This is a genomic window from Algicola sagamiensis DSM 14643, assembly GCF_000374485.1.
GTDB lineage: Bacteria > Pseudomonadota > Gammaproteobacteria > Enterobacterales > Alteromonadaceae > Algicola > Algicola sagamiensis.
The window spans coordinates 228504-251478 of record NZ_KB894494.1 but is presented as its reverse complement, the minus strand read 5'-3'; the positions used below and the strand labels follow the sequence as shown (position 1 = coordinate 251478).

Below are 22975 nucleotides of genomic sequence, written 5' to 3'. Positions count from 1 at the left end.
TTTTTTTAGTCATTTCTAATGAGAAATATTACATATTTAATAAATTATGTGGTAATAATGTGTCCGGCAAGTGCTGGAGAAAAAGCATATTCATTCTAAAAAAAGAATTAAAAAGATAACATATAGGAATGTGGAGTAATCGAAGTGAATAAAAACTATTTTTATAAATCTGTGCTAGCGACAGCAGTAGCAACTGCGATGACAACCCAAGTATCAGCAAGCGAAAATGAGCAATTTGAAACCTCTTCTTTAACGAAACTCTTTGATGCAAAACCAGTCTCAAAACGCCCGGCAACAGCCGCTGAGAATGCACAAATGGAGCCTGCAGGATATTTCGTTGAGATCGATGGTGAGTCTTTAAGCGTAGCAATGATAATGAGTGGAAGTGATTTAAACTCACTTTCTATGGTTGAAAACTCTCAGTTACAAGTTGAACAAGCAATTAAAGAACTAGACGCTGATGCACGTGTTCTCACGAGAACAAATGTATTGACGAATGGCCTGCTTGTTAAATCTGATTACCAAAAACTTCAGTCACTCAATAATCACCCACTTGTGAAAAAGTTGCATCCGCTTTTTGATGCAAAAATCTTTGTTGAAGAAAGCTCTGAATATATCAATGCAACAAAAGTCAGAAATGACCAAGATCTAAAAGGGAATGGTGTTAAAGTTGCGGTTCTTGACTCTGGTATTGACTACACACACAAAGTTTTTGGCGGAGCAGGTACTGTTGCAGCATATAAAGACGCCAAATCAGACTTAGCTGATATCCCAGCTTGGCCAATTGGGCAAGTCGTTGATGGATATGACTTCGCTGGCGATAACAAGGTCATTGATACACCTGACCCAGACCCGATTGATCTGGGTGGTCATGGTACCCATGTCGCGCATGATGTAACAGGTATCGCACCCGAAGTAGAACTATATGCATATCGTGTTTGTAATCAAGGTTGCGGTACTTTTGAGCAGTTCAAAGCAATTTTGCGTTCAATGGATCCGAATCAAGATAAGTCGATTACTGACCACGTGAATGTCATCAACATGTCCCTTGGTATTAACTACGGTATTTACTCACCTCAGATCAAATCCGCGGTTGATTTAGGGAAACAAATTGGTATCAATACGGTCATTGCTGCTGGTAACAGTGCGAATGTTCCATTTATCGTTTCTGCACCTTCGACCATTCCAAGTGCGTTGTCTGTAGCCTCCTTAACACACCCGAACTATGAAGAAGCCAACCGTGTCAAAGGGGAAGTCATTGGTGCAAAAGCTGAGTATTACCCAGCGAGTTTCAATCCAGTCAAAGCATTAACAATTTCAGATGTTGATGCACCACTTGTGATCCCATCTGACAATAACACGGCTTGTGTACCTTTCGCAGATGATATTGATTTTACAGGAAAAGCAGTTCTACTTGATCGTGGCGTTTGTGCGTTTGTTGATAAAGTAAAACATGCACAAGATAAAGGTGCTGCATTTGTCATTATTTCGAATAATAAAGCTGATGATGGTTTTGTTGTGATGAGTGGTGACTCTGCGGGTATTACAATCCCTTCTGTCGGTATTTCTAAAGAAGACGGTGATAAATTACGCTTAGCGGCATGGAACAATGAAGCTTTAACTTACGCATTTGAGTTCGATGCTTACAATACCGTTGGTGCAGCGTCAGACTTTACATCGCGTGGCCCTTCAACCGATGGCATGCTGAAGCCAGAAATTGCAGCACCCGGCAGTAATATTTTGGCAGCGAAAGTTGGCTCTGGTGACGAGTTGGTGCGTAAGAATGGTACGTCTATGGCGACGCCAATTGTCTCCGGCGCAATAAGCTTACTTCGTGAAAAATACCCAAGCCGAAAAGCGATGGAACTCAAAGCTGTTCTCATGAATACAGCAAACTTAAATATCCACGCAGAACCACTTGAGAAAAATCCAAATGCAGAACTTGCGCCTATATCCCTGATCGGTAGTGGTTTGATTGACGTTGATAAAGCCATTGCGTCTGAGATTGTTGCATGGGATAAATCGAATGAGCAAGCTGCGATTTCACTCGGTCACTTTGCTGTTTCTGATACGAAGACGCTGACACGTACGGTTGTTGTGAAAAACTACGCCAATACTGACAAAGTATATGACTTATCTTCAGAACATCGATTTGCCAATGATAAAGACCGCGTCCAGGTGACGTTCAACACTTCAGAAATCACGATTCCTGCGAAAGGTGAAGCTGAATTTGAAGTGACATTCGTCATCGATCCAACAAAACTCCCGGAGTGGAAACTGGATTCGACCAAAAATGCGACTGATGTATTTGATGGCTACCATGCAAATCTGACAGACTCAGAGCTTGATGGTGCAATCATCCTAAAAGCATCAGGTGAACAGAAAGAAGCAATTCACCTAGTGTATCACGCATTACCACAACCAAAAGCGCTGATTGACGTGAATACGGTTGAAACGGCTGCGAATGCACATCAGATCACCTTGAAGAATACAAATGGCCTTGATGCTCAGTTTGTGCCGCTAAATTTACTTTCTGCTGATCCGCAGGACATCATGCAAGAACAGGATATTCGTGCCGTTGCATTCGATGTATACGCAGATGATCCGGCAGCACCTGTTTGTGGTGGCTCTTCCTTGGTTGCTCAGGCAAGCTTTGTGATGGACAAATCTGTCATTCACCCACACCTGGCGCACTTCTCTGTGGATATCGATACAAACCGTGATGGCGCGTATGACTACACATGGCAATATTATCAAGATGAGCATGAAAAAGATGAAGATGTGACTTACCCAATCACCATCAGCCGTCCATTCGATAAGTTATCAATTGATGGGAAAGGGGAGTTTATCCATGCGACGGGCAACAATGTGATCACATTGGTTCAGTGTCTGAGCAGCATCAATATGTCTGTCTCTGATCTGAATAAGTCGATTGACTTACGCTACCGTGCTGAGCATGAGTTTGGTCACTTCCGTCCAACGGGTAAAGCGGATGAAGTGGTTGCAACAGCAGTGATTGCGCCGACGAAAGGCAAGGTTGCAACACAATCAGCTTCAGCGAATGACACTGGACGCGGTATTCGTAGCTTAGGCGCGAACGAAACAATGACGATGGATACGGATGGTGTTGCAAACGGCGTGATCTTGGCATCGAAAAGTCAGGCAACTCAAGTGATTGCGTTCGAAAACAATCCAACACAACCGCAAATCACATCAGGCCAGAAGTTCACAGTTTCTGAAGCAGCAGCAAAAGGTACTTTAGTTGGCCAGGTTGAATTGGCCAATGAAAATGATGTTGATGGTGCCGTGTTCTCATTTGTTGATGAAGTGAAAGGGCTGGGCATCAATACATCAGGTAAAATCTATGTCACAGGTGAATTGGACGCGGATACAACGAAAAAGCTACATGCTGGTGTGATTGCACACAATAATGGCGTGGCTTCTCGAGCGGCGATGATCGAAGTCGAAGTATCCAATGCGGATGACGAGAAACCAGAATTCACAAGCGAGCTTAAATTTGAAGTCAAAGAAGCCGTTGTTGGCCAAGGCGCAGTGGTTGCACAGCTAACGGCGAAGGCTTCTGAGAGGGGGGCGACAATCGTATCTTTCAAGATGGCTGACCATGCGTTGTTCTCATTGGCTAAAGACGGTACATTGTCACTGAAATCTCGTCTTGATTTCGAGACAGAAGAAACACACACGCTCAATGTAACCGTAGTGGATAGCCTTAACTTGGAAGCAGCCGCTCAAGTGACGGTGACAGTGAAGGATATCGATGAAACACCGACGGTTGATCTCCCTGTTCTTGCTGAGCTAAAAACAAATGCAAAAGCAGGCCAGCATGTTGCTACAGTCACAGCTGAATCAAAACTTGCTGATGCCCCAGCATTAACGTTTAGCTTATCAGGTAGTGATTTATTCGCAATCGATGCAAGCGGAAATATCACTCTGACGAGAAAGCCTGAAGCAGGTCAATATCGTGTTATCGTCTCTGTGTCTGATGAAGAAGGGAATACATCGGAGCAATCACTTGCTGTAAAAGTGAAAAAATCGATTACAGATAAAATTAATGACTTTTTCTCTGGTTTATTCGGTTCATAAAAAAGATAGAACCAACCAATCTATTACCCTCAACAAGAGCTGCTTCGGCAGCTCTTTTTCATTCTTGAGTCAAGCCAATATTCCAAATATGAAACCGGTACTTTTCTATCTCACTCGCTTGTGAAAGTAGACATCCAAGACTAGTGTAGGTAGATAGTCGTATTTTCATGAAGTATTGTAGATGTCGTTATTCCGTTGTTTGTTTTGTGGGATCTTATTTTTAATCACAAGCTGTACGACGCTTCAGGAGCGTCAGGTAAATCAACCTTTTACACATCTGACCCAACAGTCGCCGTTGCCAAAATCGAAGGATATTATTCATCACCAGCTGGAGAATGGTATGAATATCTCATTGGCCCCCCATGAGAAACCTTCGGACTTCGTTGAGTTGCGGTTGCTCGTCAAAGTTGGCGCGAATCAAGAAGATCTCGCCCATGCTGGGTATGCCCATTTCATTGAGCATCTGGCGTTTCAGGGGACGACTCACTTCCCACAAGATAAAATCACTGAGTTTATTCACCAGATCGGCGGTGACTTTGGGACACACACGAATGCTTTCACGGGTTACGAACATACGATCTATCATTTATCGATTTCTGCCGAGGATGAACTTCTAGAAACCGCAATTGCCATCTTACGTGACTGGGCGACTGAAATTACATTCGCACCTGATAGAGTTGAATCAGAGAAAGCGACCATCATGGAAGAAAGGCGTTTTCGTAATACACTTCAGGATCGTGTTCAACGAGCTTATCTTCACTGGCTGCAACCGGATTCGTTATACACCCAGAAAACCCCCCTTGGTACAGGTCACAGCATTGCACAAGCAACACCTGAGAAATTAAAAGCCTTTTATCAAACCTGGTATCAACCGCAGAATATGCATTTGATGATTGTTGGTGATATTCAGGCCGACAAGATGTTTGAGAAAGTAAGGGGAACATTTTCATCAATGAAGAACACAGCTTCTTCTCCTCGCAAGCAGCAAAGTGATATAAAGGCACTGAGTGACACACCTGCATTGAATATTGCTGATCCACTCATTGTGGGCGAGTTCTTCCAATTGCTGTATCCCTTGTCTGGACCTGATTTATTTACATTTGGCGGATACCAGCAGCTGTTTTTGCAAACTGTGGTACAGCAACTCCTTCAAAACCGTTTGAATCAGCTCGCTGAGCACCACCCAGAGAGTATTATTTCATTGCATTCACAAATTCATCAGCTCCAAAGCGGTCAGAAGTTTTTGCGTATTGATCTGTCAGCTTTGGAAGGGAAGCAGGAAGTTGCATTGCAGCATGTGGTGTCTTTGCTCACCCATATACAAGGCCAAGGGTTTGAAGAGCGGGATATCACCCAGTATTTACAAGCGAGTTTATTGCATATTATTGGTGCTTATAATTCCCGGGGAGACCGCACCTCTGCTTTATTAGCACAAAATCTTGTTTGGGATTCACTCTCACTTCAGCAGTATTTAGACCCGCTACAGTTATTTCAGTTACAGACGGAGTTTTTTCGTCGGCTTGAAAAATCAGATATCGATAAGAAATTTCGTGAAATGACAGCTCGGCCTACACCTTATCTTGCCCACTTTAGCGCAAAACCAGTACCGGAAAGTGTCTTGATTGGCATGTATTCAAGAGCAGCAAAACAACCGATTTCGATTGAGACTAAAGCAATTGCTGCGACAACGGTAAAACCGCTTCTCCAGAAAAAACCAAAAGGCGGCACGATCCTCTCGGAAACATTTCATTCAGAAATCGATACCTGGGAATGGATGATGAGTAACGGCGGCCGTGTTTTCTTTAAACAGCAGAAAGGCCATAAAAATTACATTTACGTCAGAATCGAAAAGCGTGGCGGCAGCGCTGCGCTGGATAAGCGGACGAGCCTTGGTGCCAGTTATATGTCAACTTTTGCTTTTGAGTCCGGTGTTGGCGATTTAACACATACAGAACTCAAAGCAGCACTTGCAAAACATCAGCTCAATTTTGCGTATTTTTTCCATCAGGATATGCGTGGCTTTATGGGACAAGCGAGTCGTTATTCGTTCGATTCTTTAATGCAACTGTCTTACCTTTCCATGATGAATCCACGTTTTGAAGAGCGAAAGCTGAATCAGGCAAAGACGCGGATGTTGTATTTTGATAAGCAAAGTAAGCAAAACCCGCATATGCGTTTTATGCATGAATTTAATCAATTCGCAAAAGTGGGTATCGAAGATATTGATTTAAAGCAACTGAAAAAACTGACGGTGAAAGACTTTTCGTCGTTGCACCGCGACTATTTTGCAGGTGCTGATAAAACGACTTTCTGGGTTGTGGGTGATATTGATAAGGATAAACTTAAAGAAAGTGTTTCTGCCTATTGGGCACCGTTACCAAAAGGACATGTCGAAAAAACACCCGACCCAATATTGAGAGCTTCTGAGTCAGGGCAATTTCAGTTTTATCGTGATTATGCGACAGAAGATAAAGCATCTATTCTATTGTACTTTAGCGTCAGCCCAGAGCAATTGTCTTTGAAAGATATCGAAGGGATGGATCACTTAGAACACATCCTGATCAGGCAGCTCAGAACAGAGCTGCGTGATAAGCGAAAAGGAATTTACAGCCACGATGTAACCTATCAGGTGAGTCTTATTCCTGAGCCGCACGTCCAGTTTCATATCTCGTTTGTCTGTGATCCAGCACGGCAGCAGGAATTGATCCAAGCGGCTAAAACGGTGATTTCAAATATTCGCTCTGCTTCTTTCCCGATGATTGTTTTGGATGATGAAAAGAAAAGAGCGGTATTGGAGCGTGAAGCCTTAAAACAACGCCCGGACTGGTGGCTCAATAGTTTATTAACGTTAGACTTGCTTGGCGCAGACTGGCAGCAGCTCAATCAATACCCTCAGCGGGTGGAAGGATTGTCTATCGAGCAGGTGGCTGGATATGCTGAGGCATTTCTTGTGCAAGGCAGGCAGATTGAAGCGGTTTTATCGCCCGCACAGCTGAAGTAAAGATCCTTATTACTCCAGTCGTGTTGTTGATCCCAGGGGATGTCTGATTACTGGGGCTCGGATTGTTTTGTCATTAACGAGTCAATCAGTTGATCTTCCAGTGAAAACCGCAGCTCTAAAGTTTGTCCTAACTGGGAAAGATCGAGATCGAAGTTTTCCAGCACATCCTCTTGCTTTAACTCCGCATATTTGTCGTTAAAGTCTAAGGCCAAGTCAGTTGTTGCAGATATCTTGGGGTAAATGTCCTGTTTGAGATCGCAGATTTTGTCAGGTTTAGACTGCTCAAGCATTTGATCATAGACCTCGAAGTGACCTGCGGAGATATAATCAACAAGGATTTGGCAAAAAGCTTGTATATCGGATTGTGTCGGTGCAGAGTGCAGGGATTGTCCGTTTTTGGAGATGCCAGCAAGCTGACAATATCGGACGAGTACGTCCTGCCTCTCAGTGAGCCAAGCATCAATGGTGGCATTTGCGCCTCCCCACCGTTGCTGTGCTTTTTCTAATTTTGAAAGCATATGTAGTCTCCTGCCTGGGATGCTCATTGCTGAATTATCATATCCTAATTCACCGCAAATAGGAACGTCCTAAAAAGGCGTATTGCTATTATAGCTCTTCTGCTCATGAAATAGTAAAATCCTTGAAATACAAGACGAAAGCAAGAGGGAAGAAAGTATGATCCAGCATAGTCAATCTGTTGCAGAAGGTCAGGAAGCTTGGTGGTTTGTCTGTATTGATCATCGAATATGGATGTGGGAGAGCACAACTGGTGTGCCGTGTTGTTCCATTGATATGCTTCCCCTTGATGGCCTTGAAGATATGCCCCACCATGTCATTGGTCATCATGAAGATTTACCCTGTGTCCTCATTCAATATCAACATGCCCCCAATGAGGCCGATCACTTTGTCAATATTCGCCAGTTATTAGGCGCAGTTGATGACCAGCTCTTTTTTCTTGCAGCCAGAGCATGTCAGGTCAATAAATTCTTGTTGACCCATCAGTATTGTGGACAATGCGGCCAAGCGATGGCATTGGTTGAAGAAGAGTTAGCAACGCTGTGTGAGCATTGCCACCATCGCTGTTATCCACGGATCTCACCTTGCATTATTGTCGGGATCCAAAAAGGCAAAGACATATTACTGGCGCGTGGTCCGCATAGCCCGAAAGATCGATTCTCAGTACTGGCTGGCTTTGTTGAATCTGGAGAGACGCTGGAGCAGGCCGTAGAGCGAGAAGTCATGGAAGAAGTCGGCGTGACGGTCAGGAATATTCGTTACTTTGGCTCTCAGCCTTGGCCTTTCCCTCATTCATTAATGATTGGATTTACCGCAGACTATGTCTCTGGAGAGATCGTTCCTCAGCCGGGTGAAATTGAAGAAGCGGCCTGGTTTGCATTAAATGACCTGCCAAATCACCCTTCAAATGTGAGCATTTCGGGACGGATCATTCATGAAATCAAAAAGAAAAGTCAGTGTAGGTCGAATAGAAGGTGAATGGTTATTCAGAAAATAAAAGGCCACTCCAAGGAGTGGCCGAAGGTGTTTAAGTGCATAGAGGGCCCGTGTACCGAGCTTCTTTGTGTTGTAGTTCTTCACTAGCGCGAAAGAAGTTATAGCAAATACGAAAAAAGGTTGCAACACCTATTTTAGTGTTGGAACTCTATCTTTTCGGTACACCCCAGAAAATACGTGCCATTCAAAAAAATAAATAAATATGCATCTTGCCGATTTTCAACAGGATTTGTTTGATTTGAGTGACATCAGAGGACAACACTCTATGCTACAATAAACGCCCGAAAAAAATGGCTATATTCAGCGTATCTCACCCAAAGCTTGCCGTGTTTTGCTGAATGATGAATAAAACGAGGAATCCCAATGGCCGAATTGAAGAATGATCGCTATCTTAGAGCATTACTCAAGGAACCTGTTGACCGTACGCCAATCTGGATGATGCGTCAGGCTGGTCGCTATCTTCCAGAATATCGTGAAGTGCGTGCCCAGGCGGGTGATTTTATGTCGCTATGTAAAAATCCGGAGCTGGCATGTGAAGTGACGCTTCAACCATTGCGTCGTTATCCTTTGGACGCAGCAATCCTGTTTAGTGATATTTTGACAATCCCGGATGCGATGGGCTTGGGTCTCTATTTCGAAGAGGGCGAAGGGCCTCGTTTTGAAAGACCACTCAAAGACTTTATGGATATTGCTGCATTACCAGTGCCCGATCCAGAGCAAGAGCTTGGTTACGTCATGGATGCAGTTAGAACCATCCGCAAAGCCCTCAATGGTGATGTGCCTTTAATTGGATTCTCAGGCAGCCCTTGGACGCTTGCAACTTATATGGTTGAAGGGGGCAGCAGCAAGACGTTCACCAAAATTAAGACGATGGCCTATCAAGAGCCAGAAGCACTGCATCTACTACTGAGCAAACTTGCTGACGCTGTGACGCTTTACTTAAATGCGCAGATTGCTGCGGGTGCTCAGTCTGTTATGATCTTTGATACATGGGGTGGTGTGCTGTCTCACCGCGACTATAAAGAGTATTCGTTAGGGTATATGCAGCAAATCGTTGAAGGCTTAACCCGTGAAGCGGATGGCCGCAAAGTTCCGGTCACACTGTTTACCAAAAATGGTGGTCTATGGCTGGAAGCAATTGCGGATACAGGCTGTGATGCGATTGGCCTCGACTGGACGATGAATATCCATGACGCACGCAAACGCGTTGGGGATAAGGTTGCGTTGCAAGGCAATATGGATCCTGCGGTTCTACATGCACCACCTGAGCGCATTCAACAAGAAGTCCAGATGATCTTAGATGGGTACGGCTATGGCACTGGCCATGTCTTTAACCTCGGCCACGGGATCACACCTGATGTTGATCCGGAGCATGCGAAAGTCTTTATTGACGCAGTTCATGACCTGAGCCAAGCGTACCATACGCCAGAGTAACTGGCTTTGTGGACTCTATGGGGCAGCTAAGTGAGCTGCTCCAGCTCTGTGATGAGCGTGATGGCTTCTTGTTGCGTATGCCCACAAACATCCGGGCAAGGCTTAAATAATCCGCATACTTTGGGTCGTTCCGGCTTTCCAAAAAGCTTACATAAATTGTTTTCATCCAGTTGAATACACCGCTCACCCGCTTTTTTCCCTTCAGGCATACCAGGGATTGGGCTGGAAATACTTGGTGCAATACAACAGGCACCACAACCTAAACGACACTCCACAATATCTTCTCATCTCTCGCAAATGAGCGAGGAATATACCAAACTTTGGCTGAACAAAAAAGAATCGATTTGATTTTCATGGCAGAATTCGGCTAAATAAAAGACGTATTCGTGAAGATGTATTCGTGAAGGTGTACAAGTAAAGAGCGATTTCATGGACCTGATTATTCGACCAGCATTTCAAGCTTCCAGCTATTTAAACACAGTAGCGCTGTGGCATTATCAACAATGGGGAATAGCGTCTGAGACGCCGTTATCTCAATACCAGTCTTACTTTCAGCAATATTTTGCGGTGGAGAATACAGTTCCCATCATGTGGCTGGCCTTAGCTGGTGGCAAAGTTATAGGAAGTGTTGCACTGCAAAGAGACACGCTGGATGAAGAAACAGGCGAGATCCTCGTGCTTGGTGGTTTATATGTGACAGATGAGATGCGCGGGCAGGGGATCGGCGCAGCACTATTACAGATCGCCACCGATCACGCAGCAGATATAGGCACACAAACCTTGTACTTAGCAACAATGGAGCATGTTGAATATTATCAACGATTTGGCTGGCGTATTGAGAAGGAAGTGAATAAAGACAATCAACCCAGCCAGCTCATGTGTCTGGATTTTTATTAAGCGGGTTTGTTACACTGCGATGATGCAGCCAAAGAAGGCCGGAACTGCAACTTCCGGCCTTGTTCTCTCAAAGAGAAGAATGGATTGAGTCTAAGCAATCACTTTTGAGATTAGTTCAACGCATCGTAGCGGAAAGTAATGGTACCAGCCGTGCCATTAAACATGCTTGGTGTGCCATTATAGTAGCTCATGATTTGCAACTTATAATCTTTCCCTTTGGCTGCATCACGGATCACAAAAACACGGTAGTTAGAGTAAACAGAGTGCATGCTTGCGCCGCCGCTCGTGTTAAATGCAGTGTAGTGATACCATTTATTTGTAGTGAAAAGGCTCGCTTCCACACTATCAGCTTTGTAATAACTTGTAATATCACGCCCAGTGTTTGCATCTTGCTTACCATTCGTCATCGCAAGTGCCTTTGCGTTATCGATAGGACCAAGTGCTTTACCTAAACCTGAACCTGCATTCTCAACACCACTATTTGTCCATAGTTGGAATTGGCCATTTTTCTTGGTTAACTTGAGATCCCATGTAGAGTCAGTACAAGCGACAGTTCTAGCTGTTCCTGGGTAGCTTCCCCAAAAAGGCTTTCTTCCATCAAAATCAATACATGTTCCAGCGTTATTCACCGTTGCAGAAATTGACTTTAATGAGCCAAAACTGTTCCCATTTGGATTGGAGTGCCAAGCATACTCTAGAGTGACTGAATTACTGCTTAGCTGTGTTACATGAAATTTAGCAAAACGTCTTCCAGAGCTTGCACTTCCTTGATCGGTGCCATCGCTTGACCGAACAACCCACCAGTTTTGTGAGTTAATACGCCCATTTGATAGCCAATCGTTTGTTTTAATCGCAGGTGTAGGCACACTTTGTACATAGTTCAAGCCGTTGCCTGAGGTGATGCTATTATAAACCCCTGACTCTGAAGAAGGTGTTGCATTTACGAAGCGAGACTGGTTTGCCTGCCCGTTTGAATAAAAACCGCTTGGTGTTGCAGCGAGTGCAGCTTTTACATTTCCATTTCCATTCAGAGGGTCGTTGATTTTTACTTTAGTTTTGCTAAACGCAACATGCCATGTACCATTTGCATTTGTTTCCTGCCCAGAAGAAAGATTGACATAGGCAAACTCATCCGCATCAGTTGCATCAATTGTCATTGTTGCTGCAGTTGATGTGGCTGAAAGAACAGAAAGCGCAATCGCAGATAGTGTCATTTTTAACATGCGTATTTCCTTTATTGTTGTTGTGCCGAAGATAAATCGGCAGGTAGATTGTTCAGAGCAAAGAGAATCTGGATTTGTTTCCCTTTTCTTTGAACTGATAACTGTATTTCTTGTTGCTGAACCAATTCCATCAAGATTTGTTCTGCTGTACCTAGATCATTTAAGGGCATATGATTGACTTCAATAATCCGATCACCTGGTTGGAATCCAAGCCAGTAGAGCCATTTCTTTTCAATGCCATAGTCGACAATCATGCCATTGAGTTGGCCATGATCCATGTCAGCCCTTAAGTCAAGCCACTGAGTCATATCTTTGTGTTCATGGACTACTGCATATTTTATGAGTGTCAGTTGCTCTTTACGATTTTTGTCGTTTCGAAAGTCAATAAGAACAGGCTCTGGGTTGCTCACTATAGTAGGATTAGCCCCTTCTGAATTACTGTTGGAAAGAATTTCTTCTGCTTGAGCTTGAACAGTATCATTATGTGAAAAAGTTTTTGGTTTCACCTTGTCATGAAGAACTGGACTCTTCTCGGGATCTTGGCTTTGATTGAGCATAATGAGGCCTAAGATAGTGAGAAGTAAGCCCGCAATAACGAGAAGGCGCATCATAAGCTGGCCCCAGCTTTACTATATCGGAATGAAATATTGGATTTTTTATCGATATGTGTGATCTGAAGCTTGTACAGGTTGTTTTCATCCTTGAATAGATAGGTATTGAATGCTTGTACGGCATATTTGTCGAGGTACCCAGACTTATCACTTGTCATTTTAATAAAGAAGTTATCCTCTTTTGAGGCTTTATTTTGAATAAAGATTTCTTTATTCGTTAGGCCTGCATCATATTCTGAAAGTGCTTCGTCCTGAATTGGGCCGAGTACTCGTACAGTACCATTGCCATGTGGTGCTCCCCATGGAAAGAATTTACCGATCTCTGGCTCAGTTGATATCTTTTGGTATTGATAGGCAAGGTAAGAACCACCTGAATTGAGCCATATCTGATAATTCCCTTCTTCGTTTGAGATGACAAAATCCCAACCATACCCATGAAGGAATGGATACCGACCTTCTTCTAATAAAGGTAAAAGGTATTCTTTTTCTTGAGTAGAATTGAGTCCTTGTTGACCATTGATATCAACAGAGAGCCTATCCTGAGCTGAAACTGAACGATCAGTTTCACAATCCACTTCAATCTGATAGGCGAGTGAATAACACAATTTATTGCCTCGTGTAGGAAGTTTGATGTTGAAAGGTTTGCTTTCAATTTGGCTAAAAGGAAGCCGTTGATTAGAAACATGGTCGTATTGAGAGAAAAAAGTTAAATGGCCATGAAAAATGCCTTTTAATTGCTCAATATACCCAGGATCTGGAGAAAAAATCTGTGATTTTGATTCAATGGATAGTGTTTGCTCAGCTTCATTAAGTGATTTTATACGAAATAAAGTTAAGTTTGGTATAAGTTCAGTCTTTTGAGAGAATAAAGGGGTTACTGCTTGAGGAAACTCTCCAAGATCTTGACCTGATAAGTCTCCAATATGGACTCCTATGTCTTGGGAGAGCTGAGTCGCTGTGTAGTTCGTTATACGGACACCATTGTTATCAATATCAGGAGCGACGATGTGATTTGTATTTCCATAGAGCATCCACCAGTCACCTAATAACAGCTGATCCATTCTGAGTGCTGGTAAATAGCGATCTTCCTTCATTTCTAATTGATTGATTGTGTCTTGGTCAATATTTAAAAATGAGTTTTTAGGACGTTGTGCAGAGTTAGGTATCAATTCTCCTTTTACTTGTCCAGAACCTGATGTTCCACCATTCATAATGATGTTATTACCTCGAAAAGCAATATGCCACTTGGTTTCATCAGGGTTAATATCGCTAGGAGCGTATGTTTTCTGATTTTTCAGATCGACATAAGTGATTGTATCTTCGTTTACCTTTACCGAAATTTGATATATTGGATGAACGACAACGTTGACTTTCTTTTTGACCTCAGAGTTTCTTGGTCCCTTTACGGTGAGTTGTAATTGAACCGGTACTGCAGTAAGAAAGTCGATCTCAGGTGCTGAGATTTTTACATTGAGCTGGTCTGTATTTTCAAGTATGAGCTTTACTGTGGGGTTATCACCAAGCTGTTTCCAAGAATATCCTTGAATACGTTCATCCTTTGCAATAACAGGATTAAGTTCAAGGCTATGTTGCTCAACTATTTCAACATCTTTAAGTGACACCGAAACATTAAATTTTTCAAGCGTTTGTGTTTGCTGATCTTGCTCACTGCCGACATCGGGGGTGGAGCCATTGCAGGCAGCAAGGAGCGTCACCGATGCTAGGACACATAGTGTTTGTCTAATGTTCATATATTATTCGTCCTTTAGATCAGCAACTTTTTGGTAGCGGAATGTTGGGTGTGCAGGCTGGTTTTCAGCATTGAAATAAGATAACACCTGAACTTTATAGATGGCATTTTCTGTTTTTACAGCGTAAAGACTGAAATTAGAAAAAATACGAATACCAGCTTTGATATATTCAGAAGTGTAAGAGCCTGTATACCAATACCATGAGTGTGAGCCAAAGACACTTTTCATTTTATCCTGTCTGAGGAAAGAGCTTAACTTCGTGTCTTGGCTTTCAGTAATGTTTGGATAGCCTCCTTGGTGACCTGGTAAATAGGTCCCTAACACTCCTGTGATAGTATTTTTTGCAATAGTGCTGTCAGGCCTACCAAGCCAGAAGTCGGCTCTCTCTGGTGTTGCTTTCATCTGAATATGCCAAATAGCATCTGCTTCATTACAATCAACAATTTGCCATGTTTGGATATTGACACATTGAGATGTTGATTCCCCAGACCAATTGAAGGTAATTTCTTTAATATTTGAATGATCGAAATTCTTGTCTTCTAATGTGTGATAGCCTTCAATCGTCAATGACTTGTCTGCTGAAATGAAATCAAATTCGCTAACATGAAATTTTATTCCATAGTCAGAATGGTTTCCTGAGTTATTGAGCGGTGTGGTGACCATAAACCAATGATCAGGGTTAACAGACGCATTAGGGTATTGCTCTAGGTTGTTTTGCCAATAGTGTGTGCTCAGTATTGGCTCAAGCTGGTCACGTTGGAATTTTAAATTTTTTGAGTCGATCGTTGTTGCAAGAAAGCTTTCTTCTTGAGATTGGGCTGTTTCTGTTGCGAAGGTGTAATCAACTTCTTTTCCATCTTCATCATAAAAACCATCTGGCTGCATGATAAATGCACCTGATACATTTGAGTCGACGTTTAATAGGACATTAGTACCAAGAATTTTCATGTGCCAATCTTGATCGGTTGGCTCATTTGGCCACTGTTCTCCAGTCTCAAAGTTAAAATAAACAAAATCTTCACCTTGAGGCTTGGCTGAGACTGTATACACCCCATTCTCATCCGCCTTATGATCTGGCGCTGTTGGTGAATCATTGAGGAGATCTCCTGCTGAGTCTCCGCCACTTTGGCCGCAGCCGCTAAGCAGGCTGCATGACAAGATGGAAAATAGAAGTACGTTTTTCATTTGCTTTTCCCCTAAAGCCATTTAAATTCCACACCAAGGTAGTAGTAACGACCTTGGGCTGGACGAATATCGGTAGAATCCAGGTAGTCTCTGTGTTGATCGCCGACATTATCAATGCCGCCGTACACGCGCCACGCATCATCGAGTTGGTAATTTGCTTTGAAGTCGAGGCGGTTCCAGTTTTGCATGCCGTTGTTTTTTGTCCTTGCGCTATCAAATGAGTCTTTCTCTGCGGTGTATCGCAAACTCAAGTTGAGCGGAAAGGAAAACGGCTCTGTATCGAATGCGACCTGGATTTGATGTTTTGGTCGGTTCTTCAGTGGCTTGCCTGTGGACTTGTCTTCGCTGTCTAGATAGCTTTGTCCGACACGCAGTTTGTGCTTATCGGTGATCCGCCAAGTGATATTTGCTTCAACACCTTGTGTCGTTGCTTCGTCAATATTCTTGTAATGGTATACCGTGACAGGGGTATCTGTATGATACAAATTAACGGAATTTGCGGATAAGTTGGCATCAAACTCAGCGGAAATCAGCTTTTCTATCTCGTTATAGAAGTAGTTCACATCAACAGTGACTGCACCCCAAATCACCTCTGCACCGAGTTGAAAGTTCAGGCTCTCTTCCGGCTCAAGGTTTTTGTTCCCTGCAATTAAGTAGCCTGCTTCACGGTGATCGAATAGATAGTATTGCTCACGCAGTGTTGCGGTACGATAGCCCTGCGCGATGCTTTGGCGGAAGTTCCATAATGCTCCGGCGACATCTTCTAAGCGGTATTGTAGGCTGAGCTTCGGGCTGAAATGTGAACCAAACTGACTGTCATGTTGGTAACGCCCACCAGTAAGTAGGGTAAATTCTGGCAAAATATCCCATTCGACTTGGACATAACCTTCTGTTGAACGGTTTGCTTTATCAGAGAGCTGACTCTTCGACTTGATGGTTTGGTTGACCGTATCCAATGTTGATTTGGTCGTTTTGAGCGTTTTTTCTTGCCAGCTCAGGCCATAAACGACTTCGAAATTCTTGAAACCAAAGTAGCTCCAGTTTGTCTCGAGCTTTTTAGTCTCGTGGGTTGCGTCATTCGATAAATCAATAAATGCGGTTTGAATATCATCATCCGGCTGATGGTCTTTCGCTTGTTCCCAAATGATTTTTGATTGTGCGTTCCAGTCACCAGCGTCAAAGTTATTCCCGACAGTAAAGTGTGTCCGCTCCATATCGAATGTCTTTTGACGAACACGGAAGATACCAAAACCTGGGACCTGACGGGCATAATCGGTTCTTAATTGTTGGTCATAATAGGAAGACTTCACAAACCACTCGAATTGTTCGCTGTGTGTGTAATAGTATTTTCCAGACCACTGACGTTTGTTGCCATATTCGCCATTATTTCCAAACGTCATGGTGCGATAGTGATTATACAAAGGATGGTTTTCTGGCAGCTTGATGTTATCTCGGTGCAAATAATCAAACCCACCGATATCTTTGTAATCAAAGGAAATAGAAGCTTGGTGTGCGCCAACGCTGCCGGACAACTGGGTAAAGCCACGCCATTTGTGTGCGCCAAAACGTTCTTTATAAGCGACATTATTATCGAATCGTCCGCCCGTGAGGTTGACGATGGCTGCTGGGTTATCTTCTGGGCGTTTTGTGATGACATTAATCACACCGCCCATTGCAGCGCTGCCGTAGAGGGCTGAGGAGGCGCCTTTGACGATTTCGATATGCGAAATTGTGGAAGTTGGGATTTGGCCGAGATCGACCGCACCACCATCGGTGCCAATGACAGGTTCACCATCAATAAGGATCAACACGCGGTTTCCGCTAAAGCCTTGTAGCAAGACCTCGGAGCTGGTTTTTCCACGAAGCGTTCTTAACACGACGCCGGGTGAAAATCTCAGTGCCTCTTCCAAGTTCGCGGCGTGGATCTTTTGCAGCTCTTGCTGTGTGATCACTTCTGTACGAACCGGGGTTTCCAACAGTGGCTTCTCGGTTCTGGTCCCAGTGACGACGATGACTTCTGTCGGTTCTTCTTTATTATCATTTGCGGATGAATAAAACGGGGTGAGCGCCAAGTTGCTAAGCACAACGAGAGCCAAATACGAACGTTGCAAAACGCGTTTCCTTTTGTGGTCCTTAGAAAATAATGCTAATGATAACCATTATCATTAAGGAAGTTAACCTGTTTTCTTCTTTCGGAACGAATATTTTGTCAACATGCTCACAATCAAGGAGAATTTTGTTTTTGTGCTAGTCTGAGGATATTGCCATCAATTGATATGAATGATGAGAAGACTGCTTTTATTACTTCTATTATTAAGCGGAAATTGCGCTGCAAATCAGGAGTTGCATTTTGCGCTGCCGAACTTCCCGCCTTACTCCTACCTGAATGACAAAGGGGAAATCATCGGGGAAGGTGTTGAAGAGGTTTCTAGAGTATTGAAGGAAATGAAGGTCGTTTTTGATTTTAGGGTTGTCCCGAATTACGGCAAAGCGCTCAATGAGATTGAGAAAGGACGTTCTGATGGATTTTTTCTGGCGACACAGAATGATGAGCGGGACAAAGTCGCTGTATTTTCTGCACCTGTCACCGTCAATCGCTGGAACTGGTTTTTTCTTCCTCCGCAAGAAGGTCGTAAGGTCATTGATCTCAAAGACAAAGGGATCCGCGTTGCCAGTCATCTGAAAGCGAATACATATTTGTGGTTAAAAAAGAAAGGCTATGCGAATGTAGAAGGTAACTCAGATTCGATGACGTTAGTGAAACTATTAAAGCGCGGACGGCTGGATGCGGTGTTTTTATCGGAAGGTGTATTTTTAGAAGCAAACCGGAAGCAGGGATTTGATGAAAAGTGGTTTAATTTTCATGTGCAACGGGCCAAACCCTTTGGTGTTTATATTTCTAAGGATTATTTAAAGAATAACCCAGACTTTATGAAGCAATTTAACAAGCTGGTCATGGATTACTATGGCAGCCAAGTGCAGAAAATGCTGGGGGTCAGATAAGTTTATTCTAATCGAATAAACTAGCTTGAACCGGTTGTGGTGTAAGAGAGATCGGTTGTGCTTTGACCTGACGTGTTTTTGTCTTTGCACGGCGTTGGCAGCGCATCAAAACTTGATGTTTTTCCGGGTCACTGAGCGTTTGCCAATGAAAACGCTCGTCTCGGGAGCGGAAACACCCGATACAGTACCCTTGATTATCTGTTTGGCATATTCCTTTACATGGACTTGGCACAGGAAAGATCTCCAGTTGTTCCACGGCGGACTGCCCGTAGTTTGTTCAATTGATACTATCCTTAACGCTTACTTTTACGTTTGTCAACAAACTATGGATTGTTTTTGCTTAATTTCAGTCTTTAGTTGGGTATTTTTGAAGAAATTTTCTAAAATTCAGCGAGTTAATGGATTGCATGTTGATGCTAAGCAATTGATTCTTAATGAAGAGAGATTGAGCCAAGTTTGATGAATATCACCAATAGTGCAGTCATCTTTGGTTACACTTAAAACGATACCTAGATTTTTCGACCAAGAAGCGAGGAAAGCGGCGTGCAACACATACTTGTTATCGCAGATGAAATTGATCATAACCCTATTGCTATTCAACACGCTGAGCAACTCGCTTTGGCCTATCAGGTGCCGATCCATGTTGTCTTCTTTTGTTATGCCAGATTGCGAGAGTGGGGCAGTAACGCTGCGGCCATCAAAGAGCAGGTGCTCAAAGGACTGGAAGATAAATCGAGCGAGATCCTCACCAAAACAATTACAAAAGACATCAAGGTCACTCATGAGTTGGTTTGGGAAAAACATATTCACAACTGGGTCAATCATTATGTCGACATTCATGATGTGAGTATGGTCGTCAAGACAGGTCATCGTTCAGAGTCAATGACGTATACTCCAACAGATTGGCATTTGTTGCGAGAATGCGGCGCGCCAGTCTTTATTGCTGTGGAAGAGCAATGGCGCAAAGCAAAACATGTGATGGCTGCGATTGACTTGGAAACCACAAATAAAGAAAAAGAAGGGCTCAATCAAAAAATCCTGACTGAGGCACAGCAGATCGCCAAAGTCCTGGGGGTTGATCTGCACGCTTGTTATACCATCACCGTGCCAAGGTTGTTACGTGATCTCGGGATTGTGTATCCAGATGAAAAAGAAAGAGAAGTCAAGCAAGAGATCCAACCCAAACTCGAAGCAATTTCTAAAGAATTCGGTATTGATATGGCAAACTTCCATATTACGGTCGGTGAGCCAGACAAAGTACTGCTCAGTAATGCCGCAAAACATAAAATTGGCATTCTCGTGCTTGGCATGATGGGACGCCGTGGTCTGGAAGGCTCAGTGATAGGCAACACCGCAGAAGAAATTTTAGGCTTACTCAAAACGGATATTTTAGCGATTAAGCCTTGAATTGAGTCACAAAATAAGCGCACCTGAACAAACATAGTGTGCGCTTCTCTCTTTGAAAAACCTTCATTTTTAATCACTTCAGTTGAATCTGATTCCTTAATACTCAAAGTATTGATTTTTGCATGGATATCAACCTCAGTTCTAAAATCAGCAAACGACAATCAATGGTCTGATCGTTACAGTGTTCCAATAAACACGCACAACCTATAAAATGAGAGGAATAAACATAGAAGCCGCGATTAATTCAGCAATTGGTTCTAGCTGGCGATCTCGACTGCCAGACATTGATCAAACGGTTGCAAACGCGATGAAAAATGGCCAGGGCGGTGCAAGAATGAATGTCAAATTAGAAGTGTCCAGAGGACCAAATTGATGCAGATTGAAGAAATCAATTGCTTTTTAGAAGAATTCGGCGAACCAGATCATGCAGAACAGGTTGCGCCAGAAGTTTTGGAAGCCTACTCGGGGGTCATGCCCCCGATGCTTCTTAAATTTTGGGAGGAATTCGGTCAGACTTCCTTTGCTCAAGGATTGATCTGGTTCGTCAACCCAAAAGACTATGAGTTTGTCTTGGATCTTTGGTTAGTAGAAACGCCACTTGATGAGGTGGATACGTTCCATGTGTTTGCACGAAGTGCTTTCGGCGAATTGTATGTGTGGGGTGAAAAAAGTCATCGCACGCTTGAGATCTCCTGTCCAATGAATCACATTTTTGCGGATGAAATTAAACAATACGAAGATTCACCCAAGCCACAAGACCAGGCGATGGGATCGTTCTTTCTAGCATCCGATCCAGAACACTTTGATTTGACGGATGAACAGGAAGCGTTGTTGTTTCATCAAGCACTCGAAAAACTTGGGCCGCTTCAAGCAAACGAAGTCTATGGGTTTGTGCCAGCACTGTGCATGGGAGGCAGCCATAGCGTGGATAACCTGCAAAAGCTAGAGATCATGCCTCATTTAGCGATTCTCCAGCAAATGGGAGAGCGACCGAATGTCTTGGCAATGCCAGATGATGTTGGCTCATTCGATCTCGGTGATCTTGAATAGCTGTACTCACTCAAATCTAAACGGACAGTCACCTTCGAAAGTGGGTAACTGTCAGCTTAAGCCTGAGCGAGTACACTCAAAGTACGCGACATAAGTGACATCAGTAAGGAGCAGATTGTGCTCCTTTCGTCATGGATTAATCGAAGAAAGTATTCCAGCGTTCAGTGGCAATTTTGTGCTGCTGGCCATCAAGCTTGACGAGAATATCTTTTAAATCATCTTTTTGCATATCATTGTAGTCGATGATGCTTCTGATTTGTGCTTCGTCTTGCTTACCGTCTTCATCAAATCTGACTAGGTAAGCTGCAAGCAGTAGCTCTTTCGTTGCCATGCCAGTTGAGTAATCTTCTCCTTGAATGTTTCCAGAGCCATCAGTGGCAAAGTACATTGCACTGGTGCCAATATCTACGCGGGTGCCATCACTGACGGTTTTCATTTTAATGGTCTGGCTTTTGTAAGAGTAATTATCAAAAGCGGAATCATCATCTTTACTCATTTTTGTATCGATCTGATTCAGGTGATCCATTTTAGGAACGATGACATCCACGTCTTCAGGTGCACGAATACCGCCATATTGCGCTGCTGCCAAACTACCAACCAGTAAATATGGCACCTTCGGTAGTTCCTGCTGGAGTTTTTCAAAGGCTCCTTGTGCTGCTTCTAGAGGAGAGCCTTTGCTGATTTCACTCATCGCACTTATGGAGTCAACACTACCTTTCTTTCCTTGCTTGAACTGAGCCATAAAGTCGCCAAAGTTCTGTTGCTCATCATCATCTGAATAAACTGCATCATCATACTGTACTTCGTCGAAATCATAGAGTTCTTTAGTTGCTAGATCTAGCCCCATGACATGTTTTGGCTGAGTTGCATCAATCTGATGGCCGTGAGGTAATTCAGTAAGATCAACCCGGACCATTGTTGGATTGGTAGAATGATGTTGCACTCCCATTTGCTGGCTGCTTGGGGAAATCATTGTATTTTGGATTGAATTTGGAACACTCATAAATCACCTGATTTTATTTTCCTTGTTTCCTTTTAAGTAACATGAAAAGGAAGTGAGTTTCATCTTTTTGATAAAATAGGATGAAAGAGTGAATTGTTTTTATTTGATTTTTTTCGGTTGAGACACTTCAGTCGGATTGAATGTGTAATGTCCAGTGATTGGGTAATTGAACAAGAAGTTTTCCAGCTTTGGCCCTTGCTCGACATTATGTACGACTAAAGGAGTACCCGTGATTGGGTCATGTTGGCTCGTGATGATTCCGATATGAGGCAAGTTACCGGGAAGCATCCAGGTAACGAGATCGCCAGGGTGATAATCTTGTGAAGATTGCGACACCTTGAGTGATTGTCCATGTCGTTGAAAGAAAACCTGTAAGTTTCGGACACAGCGATGGTCGATATTGGTATCTGGTTTTTTTAGCCCCCAAATCTGCTTGGATGAGTATGCAGAAAAGTTTGCTCGCATATCTTCATGGACCAGCTTTTGTAGATCGATGCCCAATTGGCGGTAGGTTCGGATCACCACATCAGTGCAGACACCGATATTCTTGGGCACATCACCATTCGGATAGGGGATTTTAAGATAGGTACCATCATAACGAACCTGATGTTTTGTGCGCTCATAAGCTGCTTGCACAATTTCTTTTTCAAACGAGCCTGCAAATACAGTGTTGGGTAATGCCAATAAAAATATGAATATTTTACGCATGGTTATCCTCACTTTATCGCATTGCCAAATCGAAGTATTGGACAGCGACGCAACACAAATGTTTCATACGAAGCAAACTCGGACTTCAC

General features: G+C 43.3%; 19 protein-coding genes. 9 read left to right on the top strand and 10 right to left on the bottom strand.

Annotated elements, in window-relative coordinates; genetic code table 11:
* The first annotated feature begins 144 nt into the window (after positions 1–144).
* Together C505_RS0108820 and C505_RS0108815 are read left to right on the top strand one after the other, a co-directional pair.
* A complete protein-coding gene (locus tag C505_RS0108820; protein WP_018692241.1) occupies positions 145–4101 on the top strand; it encodes a S8 family serine peptidase in 3957 nt (1318 codons plus the stop codon).
* A gap of 181 nt (positions 4102–4282) precedes the next feature.
* Positions 4283–7102, top strand: a complete 2820-nt coding sequence (locus C505_RS0108815) for a M16 family metallopeptidase (protein ID WP_018692240.1) — start codon at positions 4283–4285, stop codon at positions 7100–7102.
* Between the two features lie 47 nt (positions 7103–7149).
* Here the strand turns inward: C505_RS0108815 and C505_RS0108810 are convergent, their stop codons facing one another.
* Complete coding sequence (locus tag C505_RS0108810; protein WP_018692239.1) at positions 7150–7620, bottom strand: Rsd/AlgQ family anti-sigma factor; 471 nt, start codon at positions 7618–7620, stop codon at positions 7150–7152.
* Positions 7621–7777: 157 nt separating this feature from the next.
* Between C505_RS0108810 and nudC the strand changes: the two genes are divergently transcribed.
* Both nudC and hemE read left to right on the top strand, forming a co-directional pair.
* On the top strand, positions 7778–8596 hold the full coding sequence (nudC, locus tag C505_RS0108805) for an NAD(+) diphosphatase (protein WP_018692238.1): 819 nt from the start codon (positions 7778–7780) through the stop codon (positions 8594–8596).
* 381 nt (positions 8597–8977) lie between these two features.
* Positions 8978–10048: a uroporphyrinogen decarboxylase gene (gene hemE, locus C505_RS0108800; RefSeq protein WP_018692237.1), complete on the top strand. Its 1071-nt coding sequence runs from the start codon at positions 8978–8980 to the stop codon at positions 10046–10048.
* A gap of 26 nt (positions 10049–10074) precedes the next feature.
* Here hemE and C505_RS0108795 read toward each other — a convergent pair whose 3' ends face one another.
* The gene (locus tag C505_RS0108795; RefSeq protein WP_018692236.1) at positions 10075–10323 is read right to left on the bottom strand and encodes a YkgJ family cysteine cluster protein; all 249 of its coding nucleotides are present in this window, start codon (positions 10321–10323) and stop codon (positions 10075–10077) included.
* A gap of 154 nt (positions 10324–10477) precedes the next feature.
* Here C505_RS0108795 and C505_RS0108790 point away from each other — a divergent pair, with 154 nt between their 5' ends.
* Positions 10478–10945 (top strand): GNAT family N-acetyltransferase, encoded by a 468-nt coding sequence (locus C505_RS0108790; RefSeq protein ID WP_018692235.1) that lies wholly within the window; start codon positions 10478–10480, stop codon positions 10943–10945.
* Positions 10946–11055: 110 nt separating this feature from the next.
* On the opposite strand, the gene C505_RS0108785 is transcribed toward C505_RS0108790, so the two are convergent.
* From C505_RS0108785 to C505_RS0108765, 5 genes are read right to left on the bottom strand one after another with little or no spacing between them, the layout of a single operon-like run.
* Positions 11056–12168, bottom strand: coding sequence for an HmuY family protein (locus C505_RS0108785; RefSeq protein WP_018692234.1), 1113 nt, complete (start codon positions 12166–12168; stop codon positions 11056–11058).
* Between the two features lie 11 nt (positions 12169–12179).
* Entirely contained in the window at positions 12180–12779 is a 600-nt protein-coding gene (locus tag C505_RS0108780) for a PDZ domain-containing protein (RefSeq protein WP_018692233.1), read from the bottom strand.
* The gene (locus tag C505_RS0108775) at positions 12776–14530 is read right to left on the bottom strand and encodes an HmuY family protein (protein WP_018692232.1); all 1755 of its coding nucleotides are present in this window, start codon (positions 14528–14530) and stop codon (positions 12776–12778) included. Before C505_RS0108775 ends, C505_RS0108780 begins: the two co-directional genes overlap by 4 nt.
* 3 nt (positions 14531–14533) lie before the next feature.
* Positions 14534–15715: a hypothetical protein gene (locus C505_RS0108770; protein ID WP_157368924.1), complete on the bottom strand. Its 1182-nt coding sequence runs from the start codon at positions 15713–15715 to the stop codon at positions 14534–14536.
* 11 nt (positions 15716–15726) lie between these two features.
* Positions 15727–17826 (bottom strand): TonB-dependent receptor plug domain-containing protein, encoded by a 2100-nt coding sequence (locus C505_RS0108765; RefSeq protein WP_083938306.1) that lies wholly within the window; start codon positions 17824–17826, stop codon positions 15727–15729.
* 172 nt (positions 17827–17998) lie between these two features.
* Here C505_RS0108765 and C505_RS0108760 point away from each other — a divergent pair, with 172 nt between their 5' ends.
* Positions 17999–18718 carry a substrate-binding periplasmic protein gene (locus C505_RS0108760; protein WP_211215066.1) on the top strand — a complete coding sequence of 240 codons (720 nt, stop codon included), beginning with the start codon at positions 17999–18001 and terminating at the stop codon, positions 18716–18718.
* Between the two features lie 7 nt (positions 18719–18725).
* Here C505_RS0108760 and C505_RS0108755 read toward each other — a convergent pair whose 3' ends face one another.
* A complete protein-coding gene (locus C505_RS0108755) occupies positions 18726–18974 on the bottom strand; it encodes a DUF1289 domain-containing protein (protein ID WP_018692228.1) in 249 nt (82 codons plus the stop codon).
* Positions 18975–19261: 287 nt separating this feature from the next.
* Here C505_RS0108755 and C505_RS21880 point away from each other — a divergent pair, with 287 nt between their 5' ends.
* The 3 genes from C505_RS21880 (at position 19262) to C505_RS21875 (ending at position 21175) form a co-directional block, all read left to right on the top strand.
* Positions 19262–20125, top strand: a complete 864-nt coding sequence (locus C505_RS21880) for a universal stress protein (RefSeq protein ID WP_018692227.1) — start codon at positions 19262–19264, stop codon at positions 20123–20125.
* 211 nt (positions 20126–20336) lie between these two features.
* Positions 20337–20498, top strand: a complete 162-nt coding sequence (locus C505_RS24960) for a polymorphic toxin type 15 domain-containing protein (RefSeq protein WP_018692226.1) — start codon at positions 20337–20339, stop codon at positions 20496–20498.
* The gene (locus C505_RS21875) at positions 20498–21175 is read left to right on the top strand and encodes a GAD-like domain-containing protein (RefSeq protein WP_018692225.1); all 678 of its coding nucleotides are present in this window, start codon (positions 20498–20500) and stop codon (positions 21173–21175) included. Before C505_RS24960 ends, C505_RS21875 begins: the two co-directional genes overlap by 1 nt.
* A 136-nt stretch (positions 21176–21311) precedes the next feature.
* Here C505_RS21875 and C505_RS0108735 read toward each other — a convergent pair whose 3' ends face one another.
* Together C505_RS0108735 and C505_RS0108730 are read right to left on the bottom strand one after the other, a co-directional pair.
* Positions 21312–22178, bottom strand: a complete 867-nt coding sequence (locus C505_RS0108735) for a hypothetical protein (RefSeq protein ID WP_018692224.1) — start codon at positions 22176–22178, stop codon at positions 21312–21314.
* 99 nt (positions 22179–22277) lie between these two features.
* On the bottom strand, positions 22278–22886 hold the full coding sequence (locus C505_RS0108730; RefSeq protein ID WP_018692223.1) for a DUF1287 domain-containing protein: 609 nt from the start codon (positions 22884–22886) through the stop codon (positions 22278–22280).
* Positions 22887–22975 lie beyond the last annotated feature (89 nt).